Here is an 11,919-nt window from a genome sequence, read left to right on the forward strand (position 1 = left end):
TCCTACTTCAAATCAGCAACGTCTTAAACGACAGTAGATAATTCTGTAGCCGATAACAATTTGTCTCTGGGAGTTGTGTAGCCATAGTAGGCTCTATACCAATTGACAAAACTGGCTAATCCATGAGCAATAGAGGTAGCAGGTTTAAAGCCAATATCAGTCATCGATTCTTCTATGTCTGCATAGGTAGCAACTACATCTCCTGGCTGCATGGGTAGAAAGTTTTTCTGGGCTAATTTACCCATCAAAGTTTCAATGATGGCAATAAATTCTTGTAGCTCAACAGGATTATTGTTACCCAGATTATAGATTTTATAGGGAGGAAATAATTTAGTTCGGTGAGAAATTAATTTAACTATACCTGCTACTATATCGTCAATGTAGGTAAAATCTCGCATCATCTTACCGTAATTATAAACATCGATGGGTCGATCTTCAGCGATCGCCTTAACAAATTTATAATAAGCCATATCTGGTCTACCCCAAGGGCCATATACTGTAAAGAAACGTAGTCCTGTCGTGGGAATTTGATAGAGATGACTATAGGCGTGAGCCATTAGCTCATTAGCTTTCTTGGTAGCAGCATACAAGGATACGGGGGTATCTACGCGATCGCCGACTGAAAAAGGAACTTGAGTATTGTTGCCATAGATAGAACTGGAAGAGGCAAATATCAGATGCCCAACTGCACCGTGGCGACAACCTTCGAGAATGTTAGTAAAGCCAACTAAGTTACTATCAACATAGGCGTGAGGATTTTCTAAAGAATAGCGTACCCCTGCTTGTGCTGCCAGGTGAACCACCACTTTAAAATCACCAGAGGCAAATAAATTAGCTGTTGAAGAGCGATCGCTAATATCGAGGTATTCAAATGTAAACCTAGAATAGGGTAATAGTTGTTCCAGACGAGCCTGTTTTAAACCAACATCATAGTAATCATTAAGATTATCAACCCCATATACCTGGTTGCCTAACTCCAGTAGTTTTTTGGCTAAGTGAAAACCAATAAAGCCAGCCACGCCAGTTACTAAAATTTTCATCAATGAATTCTCCTGAAACAGCTAAACAAGTATTGAGATTTCTAAAAAGTGCTACTATTTTGGCTGTCAAGATTGATAATGGCAAATAATCCTCAACAAAGAAGATCGAGAATATCGCTACAATATTACTAATGATAGCGATCTCCTCATCTCCCTATCTCCCTATCTCCCTATCTCCCTATCTCCCTATCTCCCTATCTCCCTATCTCCCTATCTCCCCGTCAATCTCAATCAACAAATTAAATATCTGACAGCTTACTGCAAAGAAGACCAAGCTGCATCGCTTTTGGCTGCCATAATAAAATCATTATGATGAAGTCCTTTGATAGCATGAGTCCACCAGGTAACCGTCACTTTTCCCCATTCAGTGAGTAGAGCAGGGTGATGCCCCTCTGCTTCGGCAATATCTCCTACTAAATTAGTAAAATCTAGCGCGTCTTGAAAATCGGCAAATTGAAAAACCCGTTGCAGACGCAATTCGTCATTTTCTGTAATCAGATGCCAATCGGGTACCTGTTTTTTGTAAGTGTCAATTTCTGCTGCTGTAGCTGGAGGTAGGCTGCCAGTACAAGGAACGCATTTTTGCTTTAATAATTCAGTCATGATTATTGTTTGGCTTAATTAAATATTTTTCTTATTCTAAGTAATGGTTGGCTGAATTTTGCTTTTTAGCTTGTACAGGCGATCGCTCGATCTCCCCCTCACAATAACCCAAATCATACATACTAGCAGCTTGAGGATCGTGTTCTGGCGTTTGTTTGGATTTACCTGCCCAAGCGTCAGCTTTACCCTGATTAAACCAATCTTCATCATTCATGTATATGTTTGAGACGTTATCCATGATTATGTCCCGCTTATTTTTATGGTTCTCTACTGTTGTTGTATCAGTCTTTGTCTTTGCTGGAAGCTATTTGCAACTAATCGATAAGTATTTAACTCTTTAAAGCTTATTTCTACTGTTTGATGGATTAGATTGAACAGTAATTTTTCTTAAGATAATTTTGAGGAGCAGGATCAATCTATTTCAGATCGTAATACAATTGCAGGAAAAATTATCAATTATGAGTTTAGCAATTCCAGAATCAGTCAAAGTTTGGTCGCAATTTATCCACCCGATTATTATGTGGGTATTATTAGTAACAGCAATTTATGCTTTATATTTAGGACTAAAAATTCGCCAAAGTAGGAATGCCGAAGGTGAAGCTAAAAAAGAATTGATTAAGGGTCGTTACAATATTAAACACTACCAAGTAGGTTCTGTGCTGTTAGCGGTGCTTACGCTTAATGCTTTTTTGGCTATGGCTGTTACCTATGTCAATCACGGCAAAATCTTTTTTGGCTCTCATTTAATTGTCGGTTTAATTGTAGTCAGCCTAATCGTTACTTCTGCTTCCCTCTCACCCTTCATGCAAAGAGGCAATATGTGGGCGCGCAACCTGCATTTGGCGATAAATATCGGCGTTTTAGGGCTATTTGGCTGGCAAGCAATAACTGGTGTACAAGTAGTGCAAAAAATAATTAGCCAACTTTAATCCCGCTTCCCTCAAGTGGCAAGTTAGATATCTTCAAAGTTTCAAGTTGAATCAAGAGTTATCTATACCTCTGCCTAGTAATTTCTTTAGCTTAATTATCTTTTTTATTTATAGGAACAAGATCCATGCAATTAAAACCAATTTCCCAACAAGTAGTCGCTATCATTGGAGCTTCCAGTGGTATTGGACGAGAGACAGCGCTACAGTTTGCCAAGAAGGGAACTAAGATAGTTGTCTCAGCCCGAAATGAACTAGGACTAAATTCTCTAGTGGCAGAAATTCAGGCTTTTGGCGGAGAGGCGACAGCCATCAAAGGTGATGTAGCAGACTTTGAACAAGTAAAAGCGATCGCCGATTATACCGTCGAACATTATGGGAGGTTGGATACTTGGGTACATTGTGCCGCTAGTGGAATTATCGCGCCTTTTGCAGAAATTACCCCAGAAGAATTTAAGCGGGTTATTGATGTTACTTTAATGGGACAAGTATACGGAGCAATGGCAGCATTACCCTATCTCAAGCAAGAAGGAAGAGGCGCAATGATTCATATTTCCTCAATGGAAGGAAGGCGAGCTTTACCCTTACAAAGCCCCTATTCTACAGCTAAACACGGTTTGGAAGGCTTTTTGGAATCATTAAGGGTAGAACTAAAACACGATAAGATGCCGATTAGCGTTACCAGTATTAAACCAGCAGTAATTAATACTCCCTTTTACAACCACGTACTAACCAAGCTGGGAGTTAAACCTACAGGATTACCCCCGTACTATTCACCCAAGCTAGTAGCCCAAGCCATTCTCCACACAGCCGAACATCCTACCCGCGACTTCATAGTTGGTGATGTTGGCAGGATATTAGACCTCGCTCAAAGACTCTCACCAGAACTGATGGATGCTATATTGGTTGCGATTGGCTTTTCGGGACAGCATACCTCAGAACCCAAATCAGCAGAGGGACAAAATAATTTGTATGCACCTATGGATGGTTATACCCAAGTCGAAGGAGATTTTAATAACTTAACCATTTTTAGTCTTTCCGACTGGCTCGTTAAAAAAACCACCTTTAAGTAGAGCTTGATAGTCGTACAAAGTTAGATTAGGACATTAATAGACTTGTTGCTTAATAAGGTAAAGTAGAATGGCAATTTTGTTTTGAGGAATAAAAAAGAGGTAATGTGAAGGAGAAGGATGAGAAAGAGAAATAATGCCCAAGAAGAAATACATCGTCTCCCTTACAGTGTCAAAAACAAAACTTCTGGAACAGTTGACCAAAAAAGGAAAAATCGCCGCATATAAGATGAATCAGGCCCGAATCTTGCTCAAAGCGAATATCAATCAAAAAGAGGGGGGATGGACAGACGGCGCACAGCTTGAGGTCACCTCAAGCTTGCGTCGCGACCTTGGTTGAATGAATCCTGGGTTATCCCACCACAGTCAAATGCAGAATTTGTTTGCTGCATGGAAAATGTTTTAGATATTTATCAAAGTCCTTATGATGAACTCAAGCCTTGGATTTGTTTTGATGAAAGCTGCAAGCAGTTAGTCCAAGAAACTCGTGAAATCATTCCAGCCAAACCTGGTCAGAAGAAACGTTACGACTATCAATATCAAAGGAATGGAGTAGCTAATTTGTTGATGTTTTTCGAGCCATTGACAGGTTGGAGACACGTCGAAGTTACTGACCAAAGGACTGCTATTGACTTGCGACGGGGTTGTGGAACTTCTACTTGGAGGCCTCCTAACACCCAAAGATCAAGGAGAAACAGTCTCTGATTTGCTTTTAAAGCTTTTTATAAAGCAACAAGTCTAGTAATTAGTCATCAGTTATCAGCTTCATCATTAAGCCAGTGGGCAAAATCAGTGGCAAAAGTTCCCTTAAAGATCGCCTCGCGGATTTCTTGGGTAAAGCGAATTAATTCTGTAATGTTGTGGAGCGAGATCATAATGTAGCCTAGCATTTCTTGCGATCGCAGCATATGGTTTAAATAAGCACGGCTAAAATTTTGGCAGGCATAACAAGAGCAGGTTTCATCAAGGGGTCGATAGTCCCGTTTATAGGGAGCATTTTTAATATTAGTCCGTTTGCCACGAATTAAAGCAGCACCATGACGACCTAAACGAGTAGGAATCACACAGTCAAATAAATCGATCCCCGAAGCGATCGCCTGAGCCATTTCGCGATAAGTCCCTACACCCATGAGATAACGGGGTTTATCAGCAGGTAATAAAGGAGCAGTATGGCGCACCGTTGCGTTAATTAGCTGCGGATCTTCCCCTACGCTCACCCCACCAATAGCATAGCCAGGTAAATCTAGTTCAGCTAGCTGTTCGACTGCCTTTTGCCTGAGATCTAGATGTATTCCCCCTTGAACAATACCAAATAAGGCTTGCTCAGACGTATTCTGATGTTGGGCCACACATCTTTTTAACCAACGATAACTGCGATCGGTTGACGCCTGAACCTGTTCTTTAGTCGCATCCGCAGGGGGACACTCATCAAATGCCATAATCACGTCTGCACCTAAAGCATTCTGAATCTGAATCGAACGCTCTGGGGTAATGTTGATCATGCTACCGTCACGAGGGGATTTAAAAATAACCCCTTCTTCTGTCACCTTACGCATTTCGCTTAAGCTAAAAACCTGAAACCCACCTGAATCAGTCAAAATAGGCTGATCCCACGCCATAAAGCGATGTAACCCCCCAGCTTCCTTGACTATATCTTCTCCTGGCTGAATATGCAGGTGATAGGTGTTTGCCAAAATCATTTGCGAATTGGCAGCTTTTAGCTGTTGAGGAATAACGCCCTTAACCGTAGCTAAAGTGCCAACAGGCATAAATCTAGGTGTCTCAACAATCCCATGGGGAGTATGAAAAACCCCCGCTCGTGCTTTGGTATGGCTACAGTTAGCCTGACATTCAAATGAAAATCCCACTATGTGATTACTGGTTACTGGTTACTGGTTACTGGTTACTGGTTACTGCTCATTGCTCATTGTTCACTATCAAAATCAAGCTGGACATCTAAACGAGCGGTTAAAACGTCCGCTACCATCGCTTCTATTGTGTCGATATCAATATTTTTAGCGATCGCTTGAGGTTGAGCAGTAGGGTAAATAGGAATTAGACTGAGTTGGCGATTGTCTTGAATTAGATTAAAACAGGCTTCTCCCTCTGTAGATTTACTGAGGTGGAGGTAATCAAAACTCTGAATATTAATATAGATTTTTCTATTAGCAATTAAAGTAGACTGATTGTAGTCACTAAAGATTTCTTGTATATATCCTTGACCTTGACTAGTTTTTTGGCCACTAATTTTATGAATATATTGAACATGACATAAATCGGCTAATAAGCGTCTCATATCATCTTGGTTGATTACAATGCCTTCGTCTACAATACAGGGAGCGGGTAGCGATTCCATGCCTTGATGTTTGCTCATAAGAAGTATATTTGAAGTGTCAAATTACCTAGCTAAATATTTTGCTGTAAGAAATTATGCCGTTAAAATAAAGTAGCTTATGAAACAATATTATCCCAACATTCCCCATATATTTAATCAAATTTTAAGCAAATATTTTTTCTGGTTCAAAATACCGATTAATAGTCTTTGGTTATATATTACAAATGTAATCACTTCATTTTGCAGTGGAGTAATATTTTATACCGTTATACCGCTACCAGGTAAATGGACGAATAATTGGTCAAGAATTGCTCGTTGGTGTCCGATGATCGGACTATTAATTGGTTTAATCTTGTTTTTATCAGCAAGCTTAGTAGAATTTCTGGGCATACCTAATTTGACTGGGAATGCTCTAACTGTAGCAGTTTGGGTAATTGTTACGGGAGGCTTACATCTGGATGGAGCGATGGATACCGCAGATGGTTTGTCTGTTACTAGTCCCGAACGTCGTTTGGAGGTGATGAAAGATAGTGCCACAGGAGCTTTTGGCGCGATCGCAGCTATAATTATTCTTTTGCTTAAAACCGTAACCCTCAGCGAGGTGTCATTGCCTCTTTGGTTAGTATTGCTTTCTGTAACAGGTTGGGCTAGATGGGGACAAGTTTGCGCGATCGCTTTTTATCCGTACCTCAGAGAAACGGGGAAAGGTTCATTTCACCGAGAAAATTTACGCCTACCGCAAGATATTTTATTAGGCTTGGTGGTTTTGCTTTGTTTTAGTGGCGGGTGGTTGACTGTAGATTACTTATCCTGGTGGCAAATAGGCTCGATTGTTGGGGGAAATATAGCGATCGCCCTGTTAACAGGATACTGGTTTAACAGACAGCTAGGAGGACATACAGGGGATACTTATGGCGCAGTAGTTGAATGGAGTGAAGTTTTGAGCTTATGCTTTTTGACGGCATTTTAGTAAGTTGCTCTGAAGGCTTTGGGTGTCATACCTGTAAGTTGACGAAATTGTTTAGTTAGATGGCTGTGGCTATTGAAACCACAGGCAAAGGCAATGTTGACAATTGATTTGTCTGTTTGCTTTAACAACTGCTTTGCTCGTTCGATGCGTTGCTGGAGTAGGTATTGATACGGAGGAATTCCGAGCGATCGCTTGAACAGATAGCTAAAATGAAATTGACTCATACCAAGCAATTGGGCTAAATCTGCCAGCTTGATGTCCCGATCTAAATATTCGTTGATGTAATCTAAAACTTTGACTAGTTGACGTTTGGGTAATCCTCCTTCATAGATTGAAAAGCGAGGTTGGTGAGCCGAATATTGCCTAAGTAAATGTACTGCTAGAACATTTGCTAGTGAATCGATATAAAGTCTTCCGCCTAAATTTTCCTGTTGTAGTTCAGCTAGTAACATCATACTCATAGCTTCGATCTGGGAATCACGAGTCCGAAATTCAGGGATAAATTCAACTTGCTCAGGATTCATTTCCAGTGCATCTTTGGCAACAGTTTTAATAAACTCAGACGCAATCCGAATCTGCAAAAAGCGATCTTCACTATCCCAACGAGCAAAAAACGAAGTCTTGGCAGGAGTTACAGAAATGTCCCCTTGTCCATATAATCCTGTGTGGGTTTTGCCTCCTTTAATTTGCAACAAGTATACTGGACGTGGGGCAAGAGACAGGCAAATCGAGTGTTCATCATTGTAATAAGTTTTCCCCTCCCCCGCAGGATGTTGAAATTGCTCGACCACAATGTTTTCCCAACCTCTATCCTTACTGGACAAAATGGGCAAGCTGCTACATTCAATTTGATGCCTGACGGTATGATCCATAATGCAAATTCAACTTGTTTTAATTTGATTGTATTCATTTTTGGTTTTAGAGATAATGAAAAAAACTCCTTTTCCTGCATAAAAAATTAAGGAGGTATCTGGATGAAATTACCTTTTACTGGTGGTTGTATGTGTAGGGCTATTCGCTACGAATGTTCGGCAGAACCTATTATGATGGGTAATTGTCATTGTCGCGATTGCCAGCAAGCCACAGGAACAGCGTTTGCTGCTGCAATGCTCGTACTTCGCGATGCAGTTACCATAACTGGTGATGTTAAATACTATGATGTTACAGGTGATAGTGGAAGCATTGTTAGTCGTGGTTTTTGTCCTAACTGTGGTTCTCGATTATTTAGCAAACCTCCAATTCCAGAATTCATGGGTATCATGGCAGGTAGCCTAGACAATCCAAGCTGGTTTCAACCTGAAGCAGATCTTTATACTGCCAGTGCGCAACCGTGGGATTATCTGAATCCAGATTTACCTAAATTTGCTAAGTTTCCGTCACCCGAACAGTCAAATATAACCCACTAAATCAATCCTAATTTCACCGCAAGATTGTGATAGTTTCACCAGAATTAGATAGCCCAAAATTGTTAGTTTCTCTAAGCTGGAATCATAATTACTCAGGAGAAACTATGACACATTTACTACACATCGATTCTAGTCCGCGTGGCGATCGCTCTCACTCCCGTAGACTGACCAAAGAATTTGTTGAAACATGGCAGCAGACTTATCCTGATGATATCGTCACTTATCGAGATGTTGGTCGTCATCCCGTTCCCCATGTAGATGAACCTTGGATTGCAGCAGCTTATACACCAACAGAACAACGGACACCCGAACTACAAAAAGCGATTTCTACTAGCGATCGCTTGGTCGATGAATTTTTAGCTGCCGATATCTACGTGATCGGTGTTCCTATGTACAATTTCAGTGTTCCTAGTACGTTAAAGGCATATATCGATCAAATTGTGCGGATCGGGCGAACTTTTGAAATTAAGCTAGAAAATCCTGATAACCCTTATCAACCCCTAGTATTTGGTAAAAAAATGTTTGTCATCTCCGCCAGAGGAGGTTCTGGCTTTGGAGTGGGTGGACAATACGAGAAGATGAATCATCAAACTCCCTATCTAGCAACGATATTTGGATTTATTGGTATTACTGACATCACTTTTATTGATGTTGAAAACGATGAAATTGGTGGGCAAAAGTTAGTAGACGCGATCGCCTCGGCTCGTCATCAAATCGCTCAATTGATTGAGGTTTAAATGATTAATTTCTATATATCTCAGGTAATTTGATTTGTGCAGCCGTTAAGATAAACATTCGTAGTAGGTCGTCAAATTTGTTTTGAGTAATGAGTTTTTAACTTACTACCTACTACCCACTACCCACTACCTAATCTCAACCCATCAATTCAAACTTAACGATCTAGTAGGTTTAGCGATCGCTTGTGATTAATAACTTGATAACTGGTAACTGATGAAAGAGAAGTGGCATTTAGCGACATCGACAGCGCCTTTGGAGTTTGTTCAAGGGGTGCAGCAAATTACAGGCAGAGACAGCCAGTACTGCGCTCAACTGTTATGGCAGAGGGGAATTAGAGATTTAGAACAGTTACCAGGGTTTTTCAATTCGGCTTTATATCAACCTACCAATGCTCGTGCTTTCGGTGTGGAGATGGAATGGGCGATCGCTCGATTAAAACTGGCAGGCGATCGCGCTGAGAAAGTCACGATTTGGGGAGATTTTGATGCGGATGGGATTACTTCTACTAGTGTTTTATGGGATGGTTTAGGGCAGTTTTTTCCCCAGCATTTGCAGCTTGACTACTATATTCCCAATCGACAGACTGAATCTCATGGCTTGAATTGTCCAGGAATAGCCAGATTAGCCGAAGCGGGAACCAGGTTGATTGTGACTTGCGATACGGGTAGCACCAATTTAGCAGAGATTGCCTACGCTAAAACATTGGGTATTGATGTTATTATTACCGATCACCATACTCTACCTGAGACTCGTCCTGAAGTTACGGCGATCATTAATCCTCGTTATTTTGAACAATCCCATCCTTTATATAATCTCTCTGGGGTAGCAGTCGCCTACAAGTTAGTTGAAGGATTATATGAGGCATTACCCGATCTACCTAGTCAGCCGATTGAAAACTTGTTAGATTTAGTGGCAATTGGTTTGATAGCCGACTTGGTGGAGTTAAAAGGAGACTGTCGTTATCTAGCACAGGTGGGCATTAAGCAGCTTAGAAAACAGGTAAATCCTGATACCATGACTCGCCCTGGAGTAGCTAAGTTATTAGATTTATGTAAACGTAATGGCGATCGCCCGACGGACATTTCTTTTGGTTTAGGGCCGAGAATCAATGCTGTAAGTCGGATTCATGGTGATGCTAGTTTCTGCGTTGAGTTACTTACCAGTCGCGATCGCGATCGCTGTAATTATTTAGCCGAAGAAGCGGAATTAGCTAATACTCGTCGTAAGTCATTGCAAAAAGATACGATTAAGCAAGTTACGAAAAAGTTAGAGCAGCTAGATTTATCAACTACCTCGGTAATTGTCCTCGAAGATCCTCAATGGCAAGGTGGGGTATTGGGTTTGGCTGCGGGAACAATTGCTCAAGAATATGGTCGCCCAACGGTTTTGTTGAGTAGCGAAAATAATGTAGGGGCGTTTCGCGAAGTAGGGGCGAACGGCGGTTCGCCCCTACCAAATCATGATTCGCCTGAAATTATGGCGCGAGGATCTGCTAGATCCGTTAACGGTATCGATCTATATCAACTAGTTAAATCTCAATCCAATTTGCTGCATCGCTTTGGGGGACATCCTTTTGCTGCGGGGTTAAGTTTACCTTTAGCGAATCTAGATTTATTTAGAGAAGGGATAAATCAGCAACTACGACAACAGATTAATATAGCCGAGATGATGCCCCAAATAGATATCGATCTAGTGGTTACCGTGGCAGATCTGGGTGAGAATTTATTTGACGAATTAAGACAGCTAGAACCTTACGGTATGGGTAATCCTGTTCCCAAATTGCTCATTAAAAACTGCTGGTTTAAAAATGCTTGGCATAAAAATATTCAAGATAGCCGTGGTCAAAAAATTGAGTATATCAAGACTACATTTGAGATCTGGGATGATTCTAGTAATCAAGGATTTCCTGGACTGTGGTGGGGACACTATAAAGACGAAATACCCGTCATCGGCAAGTGTGATGCGATCGCTGAACTGGATTTTAACACCTTTAGCAAACGTTATGAAATCCGCTTAGTTAGTCTAGGTTTAGCATCGGCAAGTTCTTGGCTAAATTCAGCTTTAAACTCAACACATCGATTAATCGATCGCCGTTCGACTCCCCAAGAATTAACTAATTTAGCAGTTCCTCTAGAACAAGCTAGCTTTCTCCAACAATGTCCTGGTAACTGGGGCGATCTTCGCCGAGAATATCAACAGGCTCTACAGGGCGATCGCTCTTTAGTTTTGGCTTATGAACCAGATCGCTCAACAGATGCCATGGCTGTTTGGCAACAGTTAGTTGGGGTTGCTAAATATCTCAGTCGTACCCAAAAATCAGTGACCAAATCACAAATACAAACAAAATTAAACTTAAGCGATCGCGCTTTTGAGCTTGGCTTAAAAGCGTTAGCCACAGTAGGTTTGCCGTCTAAATTGCAATCAAATCAATACCAGTTTGATTTCGTCGCCAATGATCGTGATTTTAGTTTAAATACTACTGTTGAATCTTTTTTATCAATAATTCAAGAAGAAGACTTCCAACAACAATATTTTTATCAAGTTCCCTTAACTACTATTACTCAGTCAATCATTAATTGACTGAGCGCTTAAATCACAATATTTGTAGACCTGTTAGATTAAGTTCCAGCCAATTGCTCGGTCTAGTTTAGAAGTGAGTAAGATTTAGCCTGGGCAATCATGGGGATTAAGCTTAATGTCTTTATCCCTAATTAAACCCGAAGCAATGCGGATGAAAGGACTTGAACCTTCACGTCCGAAAACGCTAGAACCTAAATCTAGTGCGTCTACCAATTCCGCCACATCCGCAAGTTTGCAACGTCTATCATCAT

The 11,919-nt window shown here is 40.9% G+C and carries 14 protein-coding genes and 1 tRNA gene; 8 read left to right on the forward strand and 7 right to left on the reverse strand.

Going from position 1 to position 11,919, the window contains the following annotated elements; genetic code table 11:
• Window positions 1–23: 23 nt before the first annotated feature.
• The 3 genes from KME09_24775 to KME09_24785 form a co-directional block, all read right to left on the reverse strand.
• Window positions 24–1,040, reverse strand: a complete 1,017-nt coding sequence (locus KME09_24775; protein MBW4537154.1) for an NAD-dependent epimerase — start codon at window positions 1,038–1,040, stop codon at window positions 24–26.
• 255 nt (window positions 1,041–1,295) lie between these two features.
• Window positions 1,296–1,643 (reverse strand): 4a-hydroxytetrahydrobiopterin dehydratase, encoded by a 348-nt coding sequence (locus tag KME09_24780; protein ID MBW4537155.1) that lies wholly within the window; start codon window positions 1,641–1,643, stop codon window positions 1,296–1,298.
• Between the two features lie 31 nt (window positions 1,644–1,674).
• Window positions 1,675–1,881 carry a hypothetical protein gene (locus KME09_24785; GenBank protein MBW4537156.1) on the reverse strand — a complete coding sequence of 69 codons (207 nt, stop codon included), beginning with the start codon at window positions 1,879–1,881 and terminating at the stop codon, window positions 1,675–1,677.
• Window positions 1,882–2,101: 220 nt separating this feature from the next.
• On the opposite strand from KME09_24785, the gene KME09_24790 reads away from it, so the two are divergent.
• The 4 genes from KME09_24790 (at window position 2,102) to KME09_24805 (ending at window position 4,344) form a co-directional block, all read left to right on the forward strand.
• Window positions 2,102–2,572 (forward strand): DUF4079 domain-containing protein, encoded by a 471-nt coding sequence (locus tag KME09_24790; protein ID MBW4537157.1) that lies wholly within the window; start codon window positions 2,102–2,104, stop codon window positions 2,570–2,572.
• Window positions 2,573–2,697: 125 nt separating this feature from the next.
• Window positions 2,698–3,642: an SDR family oxidoreductase gene (locus KME09_24795; protein MBW4537158.1), complete on the forward strand. Its 945-nt coding sequence runs from the start codon at window positions 2,698–2,700 to the stop codon at window positions 3,640–3,642.
• A gap of 133 nt (window positions 3,643–3,775) precedes the next feature.
• A complete protein-coding gene (locus KME09_24800; GenBank protein MBW4537159.1) occupies window positions 3,776–3,979 on the forward strand; it encodes a hypothetical protein in 204 nt (67 codons plus the stop codon).
• A complete protein-coding gene (locus tag KME09_24805; GenBank protein MBW4537160.1) occupies window positions 3,976–4,344 on the forward strand; it encodes a hypothetical protein in 369 nt (122 codons plus the stop codon). Before KME09_24800 ends, KME09_24805 begins: the two co-directional genes overlap by 4 nt.
• A 47-nt stretch (window positions 4,345–4,391) precedes the next feature.
• On the opposite strand, the gene tgt is transcribed toward KME09_24805, so the two are convergent.
• Both tgt and KME09_24815 read right to left on the reverse strand, forming a co-directional pair.
• Complete coding sequence (tgt, locus tag KME09_24810; GenBank protein MBW4537161.1) at window positions 4,392–5,507, reverse strand: tRNA guanosine(34) transglycosylase Tgt; 1,116 nt, start codon at window positions 5,505–5,507, stop codon at window positions 4,392–4,394.
• A gap of 56 nt (window positions 5,508–5,563) precedes the next feature.
• Entirely contained in the window at window positions 5,564–5,995 is a 432-nt protein-coding gene (locus tag KME09_24815) for a hypothetical protein (GenBank protein MBW4537162.1), read from the reverse strand.
• Window positions 5,996–6,092: 97 nt separating this feature from the next.
• On the opposite strand from KME09_24815, the gene cobS reads away from it, so the two are divergent.
• Window positions 6,093–6,944 (forward strand): adenosylcobinamide-GDP ribazoletransferase, encoded by an 852-nt coding sequence (gene cobS, locus KME09_24820; protein ID MBW4537163.1) that lies wholly within the window; start codon window positions 6,093–6,095, stop codon window positions 6,942–6,944.
• Here the strand turns inward: cobS and KME09_24825 are convergent.
• Complete coding sequence (locus KME09_24825) at window positions 6,941–7,816, reverse strand: AraC family transcriptional regulator (protein ID MBW4537164.1); 876 nt, start codon at window positions 7,814–7,816, stop codon at window positions 6,941–6,943. The genes cobS and KME09_24825 overlap by 4 nt on opposite strands.
• Window positions 7,817–7,918: 102 nt before the next feature.
• Between KME09_24825 and KME09_24830 the strand changes: the two genes are divergently transcribed.
• The 3 genes from KME09_24830 (at window position 7,919) to KME09_24840 (ending at window position 11,668) form a co-directional block, all read left to right on the forward strand.
• Window positions 7,919–8,350, forward strand: coding sequence for a GFA family protein (locus KME09_24830; protein ID MBW4537165.1), 432 nt, complete (start codon window positions 7,919–7,921; stop codon window positions 8,348–8,350).
• A 104-nt stretch (window positions 8,351–8,454) separates the two neighbouring features.
• Window positions 8,455–9,087: an FMN-dependent NADH-azoreductase gene (locus KME09_24835; protein MBW4537166.1), complete on the forward strand. Its 633-nt coding sequence runs from the start codon at window positions 8,455–8,457 to the stop codon at window positions 9,085–9,087.
• Window positions 9,088–9,301: 214 nt separating this feature from the next.
• Complete coding sequence (locus tag KME09_24840) at window positions 9,302–11,668, forward strand: DHH family phosphoesterase (protein MBW4537167.1); 2,367 nt, start codon at window positions 9,302–9,304, stop codon at window positions 11,666–11,668.
• Window positions 11,669–11,814: 146 nt separating this feature from the next.
• Here KME09_24840 and KME09_24845 read toward each other — a convergent pair.
• A tRNA-Leu gene (locus KME09_24845) sits at window positions 11,815–11,896 on the reverse strand.
• Between the last annotated feature and the right edge of the window lie 23 nt (window positions 11,897–11,919).

This window comes from Pleurocapsa minor HA4230-MV1, from assembly GCA_019359095.1.
GTDB classification, from domain to species: domain Bacteria; phylum Cyanobacteriota; class Cyanobacteriia; order Cyanobacteriales; family Xenococcaceae; genus Waterburya; species Waterburya minor.

What these genes read in the sequence shown, in the direction of transcription:
- KME09_24775 (MBW4537154.1), bottom strand. Translation starts at nt 1,040, where the DNA reads ATGAAAATTTTAGTAACTGGCGTGGCTGGCTTTATTGGTTTTCACTTA.
- KME09_24780 (MBW4537155.1), bottom strand. Translation starts at nt 1,643, where the DNA reads ATGACTGAATTATTAAAGCAAAAATGCGTTCCTTGTACTGGCAGCCTA.
- KME09_24785 (MBW4537156.1), bottom strand. Translation starts at nt 1,881, where the DNA reads ATGGATAACGTCTCAAACATATACATGAATGATGAAGATTGGTTTAAT.
- KME09_24790 (MBW4537157.1), top strand. Translation starts at nt 2,102, where the DNA reads ATGAGTTTAGCAATTCCAGAATCAGTCAAAGTTTGGTCGCAATTTATC.
- KME09_24795 (MBW4537158.1), top strand. Translation starts at nt 2,698, where the DNA reads ATGCAATTAAAACCAATTTCCCAACAAGTAGTCGCTATCATTGGAGCT.
- KME09_24800 (MBW4537159.1), top strand. Translation starts at nt 3,776, where the DNA reads ATGCCCAAGAAGAAATACATCGTCTCCCTTACAGTGTCAAAAACAAAA.
- KME09_24815 (MBW4537162.1), bottom strand. Translation starts at nt 5,995, where the DNA reads ATGGAATCGCTACCCGCTCCCTGTATTGTAGACGAAGGCATTGTAATC.
- cobS (MBW4537163.1), top strand. Translation starts at nt 6,093, where the DNA reads ATGAAACAATATTATCCCAACATTCCCCATATATTTAATCAAATTTTA.
- KME09_24825 (MBW4537164.1), bottom strand. Translation starts at nt 7,816, where the DNA reads ATGGATCATACCGTCAGGCATCAAATTGAATGTAGCAGCTTGCCCATT.
- KME09_24830 (MBW4537165.1), top strand. Translation starts at nt 7,919, where the DNA reads ATGAAATTACCTTTTACTGGTGGTTGTATGTGTAGGGCTATTCGCTAC.
- KME09_24835 (MBW4537166.1), top strand. Translation starts at nt 8,455, where the DNA reads ATGACACATTTACTACACATCGATTCTAGTCCGCGTGGCGATCGCTCT.
- KME09_24840 (MBW4537167.1), top strand. Translation starts at nt 9,302, where the DNA reads ATGAAAGAGAAGTGGCATTTAGCGACATCGACAGCGCCTTTGGAGTTT.